Origin of the sequence: Pandoraea vervacti (assembly GCF_000934605.2) — a bacterium.
GTDB classification, from domain to species: domain Bacteria; phylum Pseudomonadota; class Gammaproteobacteria; order Burkholderiales; family Burkholderiaceae; genus Pandoraea; species Pandoraea vervacti.
In genome coordinates, this window is sequence record NZ_CP010898.2 from 19,821 (window position 1) to 36,445 (window position 16,625).

Annotated in this window: 15 protein-coding genes and 5 pseudogenes; 5 read left to right on the top strand and 15 right to left on the bottom strand. The window is 62.6% G+C overall.

Features of this window, described 5'->3' with window-relative positions; genetic code table 11:
* Positions 1 to 18 precede the first annotated feature (18 nt).
* The gene (tnpB, locus tag UC34_RS24670) at positions 19 to 366 is read right to left on the bottom strand and encodes an IS66 family insertion sequence element accessory protein TnpB (RefSeq protein WP_044453173.1); all 348 of its coding nucleotides are present in this window, start codon (positions 364 to 366) and stop codon (positions 19 to 21) included.
* Complete coding sequence (gene tnpA / locus UC34_RS24675) at positions 363 to 851, bottom strand: IS66-like element accessory protein TnpA (protein ID WP_084070255.1); 489 nt, start codon at positions 849 to 851, stop codon at positions 363 to 365. Before tnpA ends, tnpB begins: the two co-directional genes overlap by 4 nt.
* 164 nt (positions 852 to 1,015) lie before the next feature.
* On the opposite strand from tnpA, the pseudogene stbB reads away from it, so the two are divergent.
* Both stbB and UC34_RS24685 read left to right on the top strand, forming a co-directional pair.
* Positions 1,016 to 1,719: pseudogene (stbB, locus tag UC34_RS24680) on the top strand (StbB family protein).
* Positions 1,720 to 1,767: 48 nt separating this feature from the next.
* A complete protein-coding gene (locus UC34_RS24685; protein WP_044458720.1) occupies positions 1,768 to 2,121 on the top strand; it encodes a hypothetical protein in 354 nt (117 codons plus the stop codon).
* Positions 2,122 to 2,204: 83 nt separating this feature from the next.
* Here the strand turns inward: UC34_RS24685 and UC34_RS24690 are convergent, their stop codons facing one another.
* From UC34_RS24690 to UC34_RS24700, 3 genes are all read right to left on the bottom strand, one after another.
* On the bottom strand, positions 2,205 to 2,654 hold the full coding sequence (locus tag UC34_RS24690) for a DUF3318 domain-containing protein (RefSeq protein WP_044458694.1): 450 nt from the start codon (positions 2,652 to 2,654) through the stop codon (positions 2,205 to 2,207).
* Positions 2,655 to 2,754: 100 nt separating this feature from the next.
* Positions 2,755 to 3,099 carry a phage holin family protein gene (locus tag UC34_RS24695; protein ID WP_044458695.1) on the bottom strand — a complete coding sequence of 115 codons (345 nt, stop codon included), beginning with the start codon at positions 3,097 to 3,099 and terminating at the stop codon, positions 2,755 to 2,757.
* 130 nt (positions 3,100 to 3,229) lie between these two features.
* Positions 3,230 to 3,538, bottom strand: a complete 309-nt coding sequence (locus tag UC34_RS24700) for an ElaB/YgaM/YqjD family protein (protein ID WP_044458696.1) — start codon at positions 3,536 to 3,538, stop codon at positions 3,230 to 3,232.
* Positions 3,539 to 4,287: 749 nt separating this feature from the next.
* Between UC34_RS24700 and UC34_RS24705 the strand changes: the two genes are divergently transcribed.
* Both UC34_RS24705 and UC34_RS24710 read left to right on the top strand, forming a co-directional pair.
* Complete coding sequence (locus UC34_RS24705; RefSeq protein WP_044458697.1) at positions 4,288 to 4,500, top strand: CsbD family protein; 213 nt, start codon at positions 4,288 to 4,290, stop codon at positions 4,498 to 4,500.
* Positions 4,501 to 4,841: 341 nt separating this feature from the next.
* Complete coding sequence (locus UC34_RS24710) at positions 4,842 to 5,726, top strand: hypothetical protein (protein WP_044458698.1); 885 nt, start codon at positions 4,842 to 4,844, stop codon at positions 5,724 to 5,726.
* Between the two features lie 113 nt (positions 5,727 to 5,839).
* Here the strand turns inward: UC34_RS24710 and UC34_RS24715 are convergent.
* The 9 genes and pseudogenes from UC34_RS24715 to UC34_RS25570 form a co-directional block, all read right to left on the bottom strand.
* Positions 5,840 to 6,509 (bottom strand): annotated as a pseudogene (locus UC34_RS24715) (glycosyltransferase family 2 protein).
* Complete coding sequence (locus UC34_RS24720) at positions 6,506 to 7,090, bottom strand: class I SAM-dependent methyltransferase (RefSeq protein ID WP_044458700.1); 585 nt, start codon at positions 7,088 to 7,090, stop codon at positions 6,506 to 6,508. Before UC34_RS24720 ends, UC34_RS24715 begins: the two are co-directional and overlap by 4 nt.
* Entirely contained in the window at positions 7,087 to 7,845 is a 759-nt protein-coding gene (locus UC34_RS24725) for a PIG-L deacetylase family protein (protein ID WP_044458701.1), read from the bottom strand. The genes UC34_RS24720 and UC34_RS24725 overlap by 4 nt, the downstream gene beginning before the upstream one ends.
* Positions 7,833 to 8,873, bottom strand: a complete 1,041-nt coding sequence (locus UC34_RS24730) for an acyl-CoA/acyl-ACP dehydrogenase (protein ID WP_052811327.1) — start codon at positions 8,871 to 8,873, stop codon at positions 7,833 to 7,835. Before UC34_RS24730 ends, UC34_RS24725 begins: the two co-directional genes overlap by 13 nt.
* A gap of 275 nt (positions 8,874 to 9,148) precedes the next feature.
* Positions 9,149 to 9,435 (bottom strand): annotated as a pseudogene (locus UC34_RS25240) (ParB/Srx family N-terminal domain-containing protein); the annotation flags it as partial.
* A gap of 1,411 nt (positions 9,436 to 10,846) precedes the next feature.
* Positions 10,847 to 12,110, bottom strand: a pseudogene (locus UC34_RS24745) (IS110 family RNA-guided transposase).
* Between the two features lie 687 nt (positions 12,111 to 12,797).
* Positions 12,798 to 13,037 carry a hypothetical protein gene (locus UC34_RS24750; protein WP_157123390.1) on the bottom strand — a complete coding sequence of 80 codons (240 nt, stop codon included), beginning with the start codon at positions 13,035 to 13,037 and terminating at the stop codon, positions 12,798 to 12,800.
* Between the two features lie 280 nt (positions 13,038 to 13,317).
* Positions 13,318 to 13,608 (bottom strand): DUF2471 family protein, encoded by a 291-nt coding sequence (locus UC34_RS24755; RefSeq protein WP_044458705.1) that lies wholly within the window; start codon positions 13,606 to 13,608, stop codon positions 13,318 to 13,320.
* Between the two features lie 104 nt (positions 13,609 to 13,712).
* The gene (locus UC34_RS25570) at positions 13,713 to 14,054 is read right to left on the bottom strand and encodes a hypothetical protein (protein ID WP_157123391.1); all 342 of its coding nucleotides are present in this window, start codon (positions 14,052 to 14,054) and stop codon (positions 13,713 to 13,715) included.
* 394 nt (positions 14,055 to 14,448) lie between these two features.
* Here UC34_RS25570 and ltrA point away from each other — a divergent pair, with 394 nt between their 5' ends.
* Positions 14,449 to 15,981: a group II intron reverse transcriptase/maturase gene (gene ltrA, locus UC34_RS24760; RefSeq protein ID WP_044458706.1), complete on the top strand. Its 1,533-nt coding sequence runs from the start codon at positions 14,449 to 14,451 to the stop codon at positions 15,979 to 15,981.
* A 9-nt stretch (positions 15,982 to 15,990) separates the two neighbouring features.
* Here the strand turns inward: ltrA and UC34_RS25975 are convergent.
* Positions 15,991 to 16,440 (bottom strand): annotated as a pseudogene (locus UC34_RS25975) (helicase-related protein); the annotation flags it as partial.
* Positions 16,441 to 16,625 lie beyond the last annotated feature (185 nt).

Below are 16,625 nucleotides of genomic sequence, written 5' to 3' on the forward strand. Positions count from 1 at the left end.
TATCTCCCAAAAAATACGTTATCTCGCACTGCGTGGGCGAGCCGCGTCGATGGGCTCGCGCCAATCGAACCCTTCAAGCAAGAGTGAGAGCTGCGCAGTGGTGAGTGCCACGACACCACCATCGGCCCGTGGCCACGCGAAGCGACCTTTCTCCAGCCGCTTGGCCAGCAAGCACAATCCGCCATCGCTCCAGCACAGCGCTTTGAGCAAATCACCACGACGACCACGAAACAGGAAGATGTGCCCCGAGAACGGATCCTTATGCAGCACCGACTCGACCTTGGCAGCTAAACCATTGAAGCCGCAGCGCATATCTGTCACGCCAGCGGCGATCCACACACGCGTGTTCGAGGGCAACCCGATCATGTGCGTAGCTCCGAAATCAACTCGCGCAGTAACTCCAAACTCAGCGGACCATCGAAGCGCATTGTGCCGCCACGCATCACCAACTCGATCTTCCCCTCGTGCCTCGATGAACATCGTGAGGTCGGGACTGCTTGGTCTGCCGTCGGCGTGGCGATGCCAACGAGAGCCTTCGTGATCGTCACGGGAACAAACTCGGTCACCGAAGCCGCGGAACTCTGGCGAGTAACAAGCTCAGGTGTGACATCACCGTAAGCGCCAGCCAGATAATGCCGGCGCCATTTGAATAACAAGTTGGCGTTGATGCCTGCCTTGCGCGCTGTCAAAGCAACCGACGCACCTGGCCTTAACGTTGCCTCGACCGTCGCGCGCTTGAACTCCATTGGGAAATTCGCTCGTCGGTAAGGTACCGCTTCCACAGCCACACTCAAAACCTTGTCCACTTTTGTGCCCACCATTTCATTTGGTGGACGCAAAAGTACCCACATACTCTCCTCGCATCAAGACGGTACTCCTCGAGCCTTTACGATTTCATGGTGGGCCGCAGCGTATCAGGCTGCAACAAGCCCGGATATAAAGCTGCAACCCATCCTGTCGCAGTCAGAGCACGCGAAAAACCGTCGCAAACGGGAGGCGTTCATATAAGCCGAAAATGAAAGTCGCCGTTTTAAATTTCAGCGGGAATCCGGGTAAGACCACGCTGGTCGATCATCTGCTCGCGCCGCGTATGAACGCGCCCAAGTTCGAGATCGAGACCCTCAATGCCGGCTCGGCCGACACTGGCGCGCAGCGCCTCAAGGGCCGCGACTACGGCGGGCTGCAAGAGGGCCTGATGACGCTCGACTCGGCCATCGTCGACGTGGGCGCGTCCAACGTCGAGGAATTCATCAAACAGATGGGCCAATTCGAAGGCTCGCACGACGAGTTTGACTATTTCGTGGTGCCGGCGGTGAGCGAGAAAAAGCAACAAACCGACACCGTGAACACGATTGAGACGCTGGCCGCCCTGGGTGTGCCGGCACAGAAAATCCGCGTGGTGTTCAACAAGGTCGAGCTCGAGGACGCGAGCGACGTGCCCCGCCTGTTCCGGACGATCTTCGGCTGCATGAAGACACCCGCAGTTTCACGCTGCGAGCAGACGCCGTGGTGTTCAAAAACGAGATTTTCGAGCGGCTGCGGGGACTGAACAAGACCGTCGCCGACGTTATCGCGGACGACACGGATTATCGGGCCATGCTGCGCGAAGCAAGCGATGAAGCGACCCGCTCGCGCGCCGTGAGCATGATCTCCGCCCAGCGCCTGGCCAGGTCGGCCCACAAGAACCTCGATAACGTCTACCGGGCGTTGTTCAGGTGATCGGGAGGGGCCATGGCAAATGATGTCTCCACCGCCCGCGAAGCGCTGATAGCCGAGCTGCTGCAGGAGGCGGACGCGCTCGTGCGTCGTTTTGAGCAGGCGGATGAGACGCTGGCCGCCAGGATGGAGCAGGCGACCACGGACGCGGCTGGCAAGGCGTTTCTGACCGCCCGGCTCAATTTCGAGTCCGTGATCGACAAAAACGCTGTGAAGCTGACCGAGGCTGGCCGCCACGCGGCGGCGCAGATCGGCAACCAACTCAATCAGGGTGCCACGCAACTCGTCGCGGTGAACCTTGCGCTTGAGCGCAAGATGGGGCGGTTCGTGCTGCTGCTCGTCGGCTTTGCGCTCGTCGCAGGGGCGGTAGGGGGATTCGTCGGGGCCCGACTGGCCGGCCTCTGAGCTTTCATACAGAGGCATTGGTCGCTAAAAGTTGTGGCCATCGCGCTATCGCCTCGACCAAGAGCATCGCCACAAACAGCGCCTTACATCAACGGCAGTGCGCCATGATTGCGGGCCACGGGGGCCCGCGTGGACGATGTCGCCGACGCTTCGAGCTTTGCCGCGCTACCGGTTTGCGGATGCGACAGGTTCGTCTTGTCCTGTGAGCGCTGGATGCCTCGCCACACAAGCACGCCCAGGCCGCCCCACTGGAGAATGGGGCGGACGACGCGTCCGACCCGCGTATGCGACAAGCCGCTGAGGGCCAGCGAAGCCACCGAATTGAGTGGGTAGCGCTGCAGCAAACCGGCGAGCGTGAGGTCGGCGTTAGCAATGTTTGCGAGGTTGTTCAAGCTCGAAAGCCTGGCGAAACCGCCAGGGAGCAGATAACGAACCCAGCCAAGGTTGCGCAGCCGCTCGCGCGCGACGTGCGTGGCCTGAATCAGTTCGGCGCGCTCGACAGCGATGCGCGTGAGCACGATTTCCTTGCGCATGGCGAGGAGGTCATGACGCGTGAGAAGCGAAGGGCGCAGGTGTCGTGGCGACGAAGTCCGGCGCGAAGGACGCTGTTGCGGTGGCACGATCGGTTCTCCTTCAATCCGCACGCAGCGCGTTGCGGTCCTTTTTGAATTCGGTCAGTGTGGCTCCGAATGGCAACGGGGCCTCACGCAAAATATCGCGGGCACGGGTGGCGCACCAGCCCGCGAGCAGAAAATACACGATAACAATGCCGGTGACGGCCGGCAGGCGATACGTGTCCCAGAAAACCACGATCATCAGCGCGGTGAGTGACATGAGTGCGAGGACACCGAAGAGCATCGCGGCAAGGCCGAGGAAGGCGACGCCCACCAGGCGTTCTTTCTCTTCGGACAGTTCGATGCCGATGAGCTCGAGGCGCGACTGAAAAATCTCGAGCAACGCACCGGCGAGGTGCCGCAGCGAGGGCGGCGGGACGTGCGATCGTTGTCGGACATGGGCTGAGGTGGGCGGTCCGCCCGACCCGTATGGCTGGGCAGGCAGGCTCCGCCGTGGGCAGAGTAGGCGAGGAAATGACTTACGTCGGCGCGGCTTATTTGCGGTTGAGCAACAGGCCGATCACCACACCGATCCCGGTGCCAACGGCCGCGGCCTGCCACGGATGGTCATGCACATAGTCATCGGTCGCACGCGCGGCTTGCCTGCTCTTTTCGACGACCATGACTTGCAAGTCCGAGGCTTTTTCCCTGGCTTGTTCGAGCAGCGCCAGGGCCTTGGCGCTCAGCTCAGCAGCACGCTCGCCACTCGTGTTGGCGGCTTGCTTGAGGAGGTCTTCGGCGTCGGCCAGTACGGATTTGATATCGGTCATGAACTTCTCCTTGTGGGTAGGTACGCGCGACATAGTCGTCAGCTGATGCTGGGGGGAAGCGTGAGGGAAGCCGTGCAGATGTGGAGCTATCGTACCGCGTTCAACGCGTCATTTGAAAGAGACTGGATTTGACCTGACCGACAGTGTCCGATAGTTCTGCGCTCAGGCTCGTTAACCACTTTTCCGTGCAGACTGTTTCTCGCCGTTCAAAACCGGCCCGGGGTCGTCAGGATTGGACAACTCGAGCACCACACCGGACGGCAACACTTCGCACATTGTCCGTCAGGTCAAGTACCGGCTGATACACGTCATTGCCAAAAGACAATGTAAGCACACATGCCGCCATCGTAAGCGCGCACGGCCGGAGCCAACTCCTGCCCTCGCGCCTTGGCCCATTGTCGACCGAACAACCTGACAGTATCTGGCCCGCATGTTGGCGATTGCGCCGACGTGGTTGCCGGCCGTTCCACCGCTGGCGTGTCGCGCTGTTTTTTTCGCGGCCAGTGACACCAAAGACGCTCCGTGTTCCTATCTCTCGTCTCCCTCTTCTCCTTCCACGCGCCCATTCGTCCGAATGCGCCTACAGCACTACCGGATTCCGCTTATGCGGCGCCGTCGCTGCACCTGACAGCGGAAACACTTCGGACATCCTATGCTGGGATCACTGCCACAGCCGTGGCGGGTGCGAATTATGGTGGCAGAGCGTGCAGGGTACTGCGTGTGCCAACTCGCAGAAATGTCCGCAGAAGCGCCTGAATTCAACCCAATGCTAAGGAGGCGTCATGAACTCAGATACGATCAAAGGCAAGTGGAACCAGCTCAAAGGCGAAGCGAAGAAGCAGTGGGGAAATCTGACCGACGACGACCTGCTAAAGGTGGAAGGTAATCGTGACAAGTTCGTCGGGGTGCTCCAGGAGCGTTACGGCGAGGCCAAGTCGAAGGCCGACGTCGAACGCGAAGTCGACACGTGGAACGAGCAGCACAAGCTCTGGTAAGCCGGAGCGAATGGACGCGCCTGCGGGGAGAAAGATGTGCTCTCTCCGCGGCTCTTTTCCGCTAGTTACTATCTACCGGTGCCAGCCCTCGGCGAGGTATGGCGAGAGTGACTCTAATAGTCCCGTCCCCCCAATCCGGCGGTCTATTCTGAAAATGACTAGGGGCGTCAGCATTTTTGCGCCCTTGCGCTCGCTAGGGTAACGGGTTGTCAACAAGGAGGTGCCGTGCGATCCATTCTCTTACTGTTGCTGGGTGTGCCGATCCCCATCGTCATTTTGATCGCGTTGTTTGCCCATTGATGCTTGCCCACAACCGGTGTCAATCTCGACAAGGAACCGTTATGCAGGATGTGCAATTGGTTGCCAAAAATCCTATCCCTCCTGCCCGTGCTGAGTCGACCGGCTCCGCCGTCTCATGGGGTGCCGTCTTTGCGGGGGCAGTCATCGCAGCGGCCGTCTCCGCCATGCTGCTCACTGGCGGCACCGGACTGGGCTTTTTGTCGATGTCTCCATGGAGCAACGCGGCGCCGCCAGTCAAGGCGCTCGCAGTAGGATCGATCGTGTGGTTGCTGGTCAGTCAGATCATCGCGTACGGCGTTGGCGGGTTTATCACCGGCCGGCTGCGAACCAAATGGAGCGATGCGCTCCCCGATGAAGTCTATTTTCGCGATACCGCGCATGGCTTTTTGATGTGGGCCGTGAGCGTGATCATCGGTCTGGTGCTCATCGGTGCGACGACAACTTCTTTGGTTTCGGGTGGCACCCGGGCGGCGGCCTCGCTCACCAGCTCGGCAGCAACTGTCGTCTCTCAAGGCGTACAGGTAGGGAACCGAGGCGGGCTGCTCGACTATTTCACTGATGTGCTACTGCGGCCGACCGATCCCGCCGCCGCACCGGCTCAGCGCGATGCGCGACCGGAGGTGTCGAGGATATTGGCGCGCAGTATGATTAACGGGCAGGTGTCGGACGCCGATCGCGCTTATCTGGTCAAGCTCATCGCCCAGTACGCTGGCGTCGATGAGGCCAGCGCGCAGCAACGGCTCACGCAAATCCAGACACAGTTCAGTCAGGCAGTTGCGCAGGCGGAGCAAAAGGCAAAGGACGCTGCCGACGAGGCGCGAAAAGGCTTGGCGCTTTTCTCGATCTGGGCATTTGTGGCGCTGCTAAGCGGTGCGTTTGTGGCAAGCTTTTCGGCCACCATTGGGGGGCGCATGCGCGAGCGGTGAGAGCGGTGTGTCGCTCGTATTGTTCGGTCGTTTAGTTGATGGCGGGCCCAGTTTTGTCGCGATAACTCGTTATCGCGACAAAACCGTTTTTAACGGCCATTCCTGGCCGGCGGCTATTCAAGCTCCTCCCACGCTTGGCGCAGCGTGTCGGCGAAGCCCGCCGTCACGCGCGAGAAGGGGCGCGCCGATGTGGTCACGCGCGGCAGCGCGCTCCACGCGATGCTTACCCCGGCCTTCTCGGACTTTTCCACCAACACCCGGTCCTCGCTGCAGACCAAGGGATCAAACCCGCCCAGGCGCTCGTACACTGATGCCTCGATGCCGAGGTTCGCGCCATGCACGTGACGGTGGCCGTCGCGATCCTGATATTTTGCGAGAAAAGCGGCGCGCGCATGCGGCGCGTGCACGCCATGCTCGTGCCAGTGCATGCACGCCCACCGTTCCGCAGACCACTTGCGCACCCAGCGAGAGCTGATCGACGAGCCACGCGGGCGAAACGATCGTATCGGCATCAGTAAACGCCAGCCAGCGCGCGCCTGCGCCAATCAAATGGCGCGCGCCACTCGCGCGTGCCTGGCCGACGTTGCGTACATTCACCGACAGCGCCGTCACCGGCCACGCCTTCACGTGCTCGGCGGTCGCATCCGTGCACGCGTCGAGCACGACAACCACCCTGACGGGCTCGCCGGCGAGACCCGCGTGTCGCGCTGCGCGCAACACCGTTGCGAGACAGCGATCAATGTGATCCTCCTCGTTGTGCGCCGGAATGCAAACACCAATCATGAACGCGGCTCCTTCGTCTTGTGCCAGACGTCCAGACGGAACTGGCGGTCTTCATGGGCTACGCATCGCACCAGTCCGTCGAGACGGTGCACGGCCTCATGCAGCGCAAGCGTTGCTTGCTGTCGGTCGTCGAAGTCGGGCGTGTAGTGGCACATCACCCACTGGCCGCCCGCACTGAGCGAATGGAAGCACTGTTGCAGCAGCTGCTCAAAAGGCTCGGGCGGGAGATAGTAAGCAAGCTCCGAGACGATCACCAGATCTACCGATTCGCCCGGGTGCAGTGGCCACGCCTGGGGCACGGTCATCACTTGCAGCGCCACATTGGCAATGCCTTGCGCGTGCAGCCGCTTTCGGCAGCGGCGAATGGCCGTCGGCGACATGTCCACGGCGTGCACCACATGGCAACGCGAGGCCAACGGTGCGGTGATCTGTCCGATGCCGCAGCCCAGCTCAAGCGCGGCCGTGTAGCGCGGCTGCGCGAGCGACGCGAGTACAAGGTCGCGCTTGCGCTGTTCGTACCACGCCGTGTGGACCGACCATGGATCCTTGCTTGCGCGGTAAATCGCGTCGAAGTCCGTCATAGGAGGAACACTTCGAAAGAACGTTGCCATCGCGCAAGCGCGTACGCCGGCAACACAGGAGGCGCGCCAGTGCTCGGATCGGGGCTGAGCTGGCTTCGGAACGCGCCAATGGCGTGCATCTTCGCCGCCCGATCGCTGCATGACAGGTGCACGCGCACGGCACGCTCAAAGGGCAGCTCATTGCCGCTCGGATCGGCCCAGTGCCAACCCCAAATCGGCACCTCGATCCCACGCGCGCCCCTCGCTTGCGCCGCGCGACGGCAGGCGCGCGCAACGGCTTCGTGATCGGGATGTCCGTCGAGCTGCCACGGTGCCATGACGGTGTCGCCGCGCGAGAGCGCCGGGCACAACAGGTCGAAGAGCCGCGATTCATGCCGCACGACATGGCCGTCCGGCACGCCTAGCCGATGGCGCCGGCACTGCAGCGATAAGCGCTGTTGCGCCCATAGGCTTTCACTCACCCGTGCTTCGGCTAAGCGCGCGGGTGTCCAATGTGACGATCCCGGATGACTGGCTTCACCGTCGGTGACGGCCCAGATATGGATCTCCACGCCGGCCCGTGCCAGTTGTCGCAGCGTGCCTCCACACCCCAGAATCTCATCGTCGGGGTGCGGCGCCACGACGTGCAACCGCGCGTTTCGCGCGAGCAGCTCGCGTGCCGTGACCTTCGGCAACGGATGCGCGGTGAACCACCGCTGCCATGTCGCTTCGGCCGTGCCTTCTCCGGCAATCAGGCGTGCGCTTAGAGCGTCCATAGGCCGTCTCCGTCACGCTCGAGGAGGGCACGGCCGTGCGCGGCAAGATCGCGCTCCGCGTGGCTCTGGCGAATGAAAACGGGAAGGTCCGCGAGCAGGCGGGCGAAACGGGCGTTACGGCACATCGGGCTCGGGCCCACTGCGCGCGGCGCATGCCAGAGAATCTTCTCCACCACCGCCTCGACCGCCAGTCTCGCGCGACGCACTGCCTCCCGACACGGCCGCGCCGGGTGCGCATCGATGGCCTCCGCTGTGGCGCGCAGCACGCTCGCCGCTTGTGCCAGCGCGACGTCGATGGCGCCGAGGTGCGCCAGTGCGTGCGGATCCCCGGGGCTGTGGAGCAATGTTTCGCGCACGACTTCGGCAATGCCGGTCGCCGCCCCGTACCAGCACGCCGCGACGCCCGCCGCGCCATGGTGGAAGCCGGCGCGCGAGAGATAGGCGCCCGGCGCACCGACGCGCCGGGCGCGCGCCCCACGAAAGCTCACCGTGAAGCTATGTGTGTCCGCCATGCCTACGGCGTGCCAGTCAGCGGGGCACACGTCAATTTCCGCCTGCGCCAGCTCGACCTCCACGAGACACGGCGTGTCTGCGTCCCACGCACTCACAAGCGCCGAGCGCACATGGCGAGCTCCCGAGCACCACGCTTTGGTGCCGCGCAGGATGACTTCGCGATCGTTGCCGCCGCGCGGCGTGAGCGTGACGCGCGCCTGGGCCGACTCCGAACACCACACGGCGCGCATACCGGCCTCCAGCGGGCCGGGCGGGCCTTCCAGTTCATGCAGAATAGCAAGTGCGTCGATGTGGCTCTCGTAAAGCTTGGCGAGGCAAAGGTCAAAGGTGGCGACCTCAGCGAGCATCTGCCATCGCGCGCGCGTCTCGCCCGTGCCGGGATAGGGCACCGTGTCAAAGCCTTCGTCAATGAGCGTTTGTAATGTTTCGTAGGTGCGGCCAGGCCGGTCGTGCTGTTGCAGGTGCGTGCGCAGCGCCGCAAGAATATGACGCGCGGGCTTGGTCGATGGATTCACGGCAACCCCCTCGTTTAGAAGCTTATGGAGTCGTAAGGTTGAGCGAGAGGTAAATCTCATGCGTCGGAGAGACTTTATGGACCGGGAAAAAGACTGGCTAGAGGGCATCGGCTGACATTCCTGTAGGCGGATGCTGGCAGGGCGGTCGATGGGTATGCGCGCATTGCGCGCCGTCGAGTAGAAGCGCGTTCTGTCACCACAAGGCTATCGGCATGGCAGCACGCGCCCATTCCCGATTCGGCGCGAAACGTCGTCCCCGCGCCAGTGCTCAGGGGAAAGGCGAGGAATTGATCGGCCGGGGGCATCGACGCGCGTTGTACGTTTTCGGCAAGACTCACGGACGCATCGGCGACGAGCAGGCACGGCACATCGTGATCGACGGGGACGCGCTTTTTTTTCGCCAGCAGTTTTAAGGCGCTCAAGCGGCGATCGCCTGCGACGGCTTCGTATTGTTCACTAATGTCGTTAACTCGGGCAGCGGAACCCGCATCAGGTGCTGGGTTGGATCGGCCGCTTCGAGCGGTGCGGCGGCGTCGTGTTGAGTCTGGGGAATCGCGTTCATGGTGATATCTCCTAGCTGTTTCGAGGTTTCGAGGGCAGCACCGAGAGAAGCGGTGCCCCTGCCACCTGAAGAAGACAGCGCAAGAAGACAGCGAATCCGGTTTTCGATCAGGCCTTCAACCGGCGCAGCCCATCGGGCAGCACGCACAAGGCACGATTGAGGCAAATATCGTTGTCGATCCCCTGCATGGTGCGCATGGCCGGAAAACCATTCGACATGACGCTTCACAATGCTTGACTCAAATCACAGTTGCTGAGTTCATCGCCCGCGACGGTCAGGAGTGCGCGGCCCGGGGCCGTCAAGGAACCAAGCGCAGGGTGGGTGCGGCCCGCAGGCGCAGCCGAGGACACGGCCCTGCGCGCCTTGAGGGCGTCGGGCTGTGCGCTACAGTCGCGGACAAGGGGATGAAGTCAGGAAAGACGGCTTAACGGTAAAGGGCTGTGCTGTATGCCGACCGTGTGCAAGCGACGCGCGCAGGCCCGGAGGGAAGCATCCGGGCCGTAGGCGTCAGATCAGCCGAACAGAGTGAGGGACGATAAGGACGTGTCTCGAGCCGAGATGCGACGATCCATTCAGGTCGGCGCACAACCGATGCCGAAAGGGATGTTTGAGCTGCAAGGGCGCTGTCAGAAGCTCGGAGCTGGATGGCGTGTCGTCGAGGCCAGCGTCTCGGGTTTCGATGAATCTCGCCCACTCAGGCGTTATCGGCACCGAGCCGACGTCTCGAACGCTCACTTAGAGGGCGCACATCGGCCTACTTCCCCGTGAGGGAAGCCGTCCTGGCGAAAGGGCGCCGCGTTCAGCGCGCATTGATGGTCCGACCTTCAACCGTGCCGCCGTAGCGACACGTCCGGAACTTCGTCGAGCGCCATTACGGAGCACTCGCGTTGATCGCCGTTCGCGAGAACCGTAACAACCGACCGTGGCGTCCACATCTGTTTCAAGCGACCTCCCCAACGGTACAACACGTCGCTTGCGCAGCGCCTTGGATGACACGCCGAAAAACTTCGAGTCTTCGGCGTAACCCGCTGCCGCGCGACGCGCAACACGCATCCGTGCGATGGTTGGCATGTGAATTGCAGCCGGAAGACATGATGCCGCTCGTCGGGGCGCGTTCGCCGAGGGAAGAGGAGCATTTACAAATGGCTGCCGTTTTCGCTTTCGCCTACCAGGGCTTTCGGGTTTTGTGTACGGCACTTCCGGACCCCGGGGGTGGTTTTCGCGCCACGGCGCGGATATCGTCTCTCATCCCCAGTGTTTCGCACGAAGATCTGGCAATCACGGTGCATGGGGGCGTGTACCGAGAGGCCTCGTCGGCGATTGAGGGGGCCTCTTCTCTGGCCAGAATGTGGGTCGATGGGCACCAGAATTAAAGACCGATGACGCGCCAGGGGTGCCCCTATGTAGTTCGTCAAGCACTGGGGTCCGTTTTGGGTTGATAAAAAGTGCCGTCGCGTAGCATGGCAAAAAGGACGTCGCAGCGCCGGCGAGCCAGCGCGATAAGTGCCTGGTTGTGGCGCTTGCCCTGCTGGATTTTTCGACTGTAGTAAGCCCTTGAGATCGGGTCTCGCAAAGCCGCAAAGGCCGAGAGAAACAGGGCGCGTTTGAGTACCTTATTGCCACGTCGAGAGGGGTGTTCGCCGCGAATCGAGGCGCCAGAGCGCCGGGTCACCGGCGCTAGGCCGGCATAGGCCGCCAGGTGGGCGGCCGAGGCAAAGGCCTTGTGCGCCACCTCGGTCAGGAGTCGCGCTGCGGTCCTGAGCCCGACTCCGGGCATGCTGCTCAGGACCGGCCAAAGAGGGTTGCTTTGCACCAGGCGCTCGACCTCGGCGGCGATCTCGTCGCGTTGCTTGCGTAGGGCGGCCAGTTGCTGGGCCAGACGCGGCATGACCAGCGTGGCGGCATGAGTACCCGGCACGACTACGGTTTGTTCGGTAAGCGCCTGCGCGATGTCGGCGGCCAAGCTCTTGCCAATGCGTGGTGCGAGCTTGATCAGGCGATTCGCCAGCGTTTTTTGGCCCGCGGCCGCCAGTGCTGCGGGTGAGGGGTAGCGCTCAAGCAGATCGAGCACGGCGGGATGATCCAGGCGAGGTCCGAGCACGCGCTCAAGCGCGGGATGAATCTGCGTGAGCAGGCCGCGAATGCGGTTGCTGGTTTGGTTGGCTTGGGCGGCCAGGTCGTCGTCGAAGCCACACAGCATAGTGAGCTCGGCGAGCGGCTCATCGGCCAGACGCAATGAGCGCAGCGTATGCGGCATGGTGCGTGCGGCATCTGCGATGACGGCGGCGTCGCGCGCGTCGGTCTTGGCTTCGCCTGCGTGCAGGTCGGCGATGCGACGCATAGCCAGACCTGGCAAGTAGGCGACTAGCGTACCGGCGTCGCGGGCTACGGCCAGCGGCAGTGCGCCGATGGTAGCCGGCTGATCGACGACGAACAGGAGCTGGCCGTGGGCTTTCAACTCATCGATGAGGGCGCGCAGTTGGGTCTCATCGTTAGGCAGGGCCTTGTTGTAGAGGCGACGGCCGTTGCGATCGAGAGCGACGGCATGGTGGTGGCCTTTGCCGACGTCGACGCCGATGAAGACATCGACGGCGTCATGAAGTGGAAAGTTATGCATTGCAGTTGGCACAAAAAGTGAATTGGCCTGCAAGAACCCTGGTGGCAAGTCTCGGCATCCACGTTACGGACGGCGTCGGAATATCCGTGCCAAACCCCTATCAGCGATCACCAGCCACCCACCAGACCCGGTGACAACACCCCCCGGATCATGGTTACGACTGGGGGCGGGAATCATGCCGGGCCTGGCTGGCCAAAACCTCGATTATCGAGGTGCGAACATAGTAACGGGGGCGTTGCCATATCTGGCTCGCAGCACCGGGCAAGCGCGTGCCGAACGAGTCGACGTGACCGCGACGTTGGCTCGCCGTTGTCCTTTTTCGTGCCTGGCTTCATCAAGCATGCGGGGCTGGGCAGTTTGCCGCCGGCCCGGGCGCTTCCGGTACAGCTAGCCCTGCTGGCGCCGCTTCGCCCACCGTCTTTCGGCTGCCAGGCGAGCCAGGGCGCTGCGCTCTGCTGGCGACATGCCCGCCATTCGCGCTAGGCCCCCCGCACGGGAGATCTGTGCGCGCTGTTGCGGGCGAAGCGCCTTCGCCCGAGCCTTTCCGCCCAAACTCGAGCGTTCCATCATCGATCCTCCGAATGTCTCACTGGCTCACTCATACCGGCGCTCCGTTGTTCTGGCTGGCCGTCGCGCCTCAGTCGAGCCTGAGTTGAGCCTCAGTCGCACGCTATGTCACGCCGACACTGCTTTTGCCTGCCGGCGTAATGGTTCGAGGACACGCCGGGCCGAGTGCGATGGTGATTTACCAAAGCGCTTCCTGATGTTGGTCGATCCAGTCGCGCGCGAGCGACGCCGCCGACTCAAGCGCCACCTGCTCCTTCTGTCGGATCGTATCGCCCGCGTGGCCTATCTGCTGCTCCTGGAATAAACCCGGGGCGGGCCACAGGATTTTCGCGGCCCCGCGAAACCCGCCATGCGTTGTCGGCGTAGCCGTGCACAAAACCCGATAGCCCTTGTAGGGAAAAGTCAGAACCGAAGCCATAGTCGTCACTTTTAGCGGACTTCTTGTCGGCGGCCTGTCCTCTCATGGTGGCGATCCGCACGACGCCGCTATTCACCGATGTAGGAAAAACGGCGCACAGCCTGCGCCGCCCTGAACCGGTTCCTATCATAGAACGGAGTCGCTCCCCGGAGCTACCCCAGAGCCGGCTGGGGTCCGGCTCTCATACCTCATAGGGAAGACGCTCGGGATTCTACTCGCGATTCTCACCTGGCAGGCTGCGGCGGCCGCACCCGTGCGCGTGAAGCGGTACACCGCGGTGTCAGTTGACGCGTCGCCAGGCATCAACAATTGCGCCGAGAGCCGGCGGTACGAATTCATGCCCGTCAAACGACACGGGCCGATCGTCTTTCGGATAGCCCAGTACTGCTGGCGCACGCAACATACCCAGCATCCTGGGACTATGTGTTCCGCTCGCCGCGACCTCTGCGAGGACTTCCGACTCGATCTGATGCAGCAGCGCCCAAGTCAATACTCCGGCCGTGCGGCGACGCGACACGACCGCTGGTACCGTTTCCTTCACGGCCGCAACAGCGGCAAACAGCAGATCCATGCACTCTCCTTCCCGTAGCTAAATAATGCATCGTTGAAATAGGGCTACCGCTCCACGGGTGCCAGCGCCCACCTGTGCCGCAAAGCGGGAATCAGGACCCTCGATCATCCGGATTCACGCTGGGAGGCCGGTCTGCAAAACCACGCCTGACGGTAGACTTCGCTATGCCGCCGGCGGACCTCCACTTCTTCGTCGCCGGCAAGAATCAGCCCGCCGCCGTTGAACCGAACCACACGGAAGTTGTGCAGTGGGGGTAACAGTGCTGCGCCCGAAGCCCGTCCACACGCCGTGAGCGTCACTGCCTGCACGCGTAGGGGCGTACCGGCGCGATAGCCGCCGGCGTAGGACCAGCTGCACAGGTACCCGCGCACGGGCGGGCTGACAAGAAAGTCCGCCTCGGAGAGTTTTTCGCCGGCGCGGCGAAGCCTGAACACGTCGACAAGCATGGCGCAAAATACTGTTTATTTGCACAGTGTGCGCCGGGAGACCGGTAGAGATCAAGGGGTGGAAGTCCCCGACGTTGCAAGAGTTAGCGACTCACAATGTCCCCGAGTCATGCGTGGTAAACCGCGAGGTGGGCTGCGAAGCGTTGACAGGGGTGCTGATAGGCCAACCATTGAGCCACGAAATGGATATGTCATTCCCGAGCGCCGACGCGCTACTGTATTCGGAAGGCAACACCGCCCGGCGCGTTATCGCGAGCGTCTGGCGGGCTCGGCGTGGTCTGAGACCCTGGCATGTCAGTACGATCCCTACGCGGGAACCGGGAGATCTCCCATTTGACCGCCGACAGCAATCAAGTCGAGCGGCCCGCATCGGGAAGGCGAGGAGCCGACGCCGATGATGAACGAATGGGAGAAGTCGGACTCGCCCATAGTAGCGACGAAGCTGGCGAACAACCCTGGGGAACCGGGGGCGGAGTCGGCGGAGCGAAGGGGTGGGGCCAAGGGGAACACGGACTGGTCGCGCACGCGCCGGACTCAGAGCCGGATAAGCGTGTCCCAGAGGCTGGAACGTGTGCGTCAAGCCGCAAGGCAAAGGAAGAAGGAGAAGTTCACGGCGTTGTTCCACCTGATCGACATCGACCTGCTGGAAACGGCGTTCTTCTGGCTGAAACGGAAGGCGGCGGCCGGGGTTGATGGAGTGACGTGGCACGACTATGAGCAAAACCTGGAGCGAAACCTCGAAGACCTGCATAGCCGACTTCACCGACAGGCCTACCGGGCGCTACCCAGCCGCAGGCGGTACATACCGAAGGCGGATGGAAAGCAACGACCGTTGGGCATTGCCGCACTGGAAGACAAGATCGTTCAGCGCGCACTGGTGGCAGTTCTCAATGCGATCTATGAGACGGATTTCCTAGGTTTCTCATACGGCTTCCGCCCGCGCCGCAGCCAGCACGATGCGCTGGATGCACTCGCGACGGGAGTCGCTCGCACGAGCGTGAGTTGGATTCTGGACGCCGACATCAGCAGGTTCTTCGATACGGTCAACCACGACTGGCTGATCCGTTTCGTAGAACACCGCATAGGCGACCAGCGCGTGATCCGGCTGATCCGCAAATGGCTGAAGGCGGGAGCGATGGAAGACGGGGTGATCGAGCCAAGCGACGAGGGGACCCCGCAAGGGTCAGTCATCTCGCCGCTGCTGGCGAACATCTACCTGCACTACGTCTTCGACCTCTGGGCAAATCAGTGGCGCAAGCGCCATGCCGAGGGAAACGTTGTGATCGTCCGATACGCCGATGACATCGTGATTGGCTTCGACAAGCCGCACGATGCGAAGCGGTTCAGGCGGGCCATGCAACAGCGGCTGGAGCAGTTTGGGCTGTCGGTGCACCCGGAGAAAACCCGGCTGATCGAGTTCGGGCGCTTTGCGGCCCGGAACCGGGTGGCGCGCGGGCTGGGCAAACCCGAGACGTTCAACTTCCTTGGATTCACCCACATCAGTGGCCGCGCCAGAGACGGCAGGTTCATGCTCATGCGCAAGACGCGGAGCGACCGACTCCGGGCTGCGCTGAAGGGGATCAAAGAGGAGTTGCGGCACAGATGGCATCAGTCGATTCCCGAGCAAGGGGACTGGTTACGCCGCGTGGTTCAAGGGTACTTCAACTACCACGCGGTGCCGACCAACTTCTCTGCAATGCAGGCCTTCCGTGCACACGTGATCGACCCGTGGAGGCGAGCGCTCCGGCGCCGCAGCCAGAAAGACGACACCACGTGGGCAAAGATGCACCGGCTTGCCAAGCAGTGGATACCCCGAGCTCGCGTCCTTCACCCCTGGCCGGTGGTGCGGTTTGACGCCAAACACCCGAGGCAGGAGCCCGGTGCGCGAATCGCGCACGCCGGGATCTGTGCGGGGGGTGTCCAGTAATGGGCATCCCTACCGCGACATTATAGGCAAGCAACGATGAGGTTCACAACCGGTGCTCCGACGTGGCCGGCCGCGCTGGCGCTTCTCCCACATTCGCAGCAGTGTCGAATGCCCACCGTCAACGTAATCGAGAACCCGTACGCCAGTCCTACCCGCATGCTCTCGGTGAAGTCGGCCGGCGTACTGCTGCAAGATGCCTTTCCATGCGATTGGCATCGCCAGCACCAACGTATCCAGCGCCGGATGGTCAAAACCTTCCCCGACTAGTCTGCCAGTCGTGAGCACGACGCGGGGCGCGTCACTGGCCAGCGCATCAAGGGCAGCCAGTTGCGCCGCACGCGCTTTTCTGCCGAGCCGACCGTGTAGCACGAACAGCGACTTTACGGCACCTTTCAGCATCTGCTGCGAGCTTTCGAGATGATCCGTCCGCTCGGTGAGCACAAGCACATGGCGTCCCTGCATAGAGATTCCGGCAGGCCCTCCTGGAGAAGCGGCGCTTGCGGGATGTGCTCGGTGTATTTTGCCGGTCTAGGGGTTCGCGGGCGAAGCGAGTTTTGGCGACTTGAATTGCAGTCACCTTGCGACCACACCATAGGTATCTGAACCATTCCCGGAGAATCGCCGTGAGCACGTGCGCCGACACC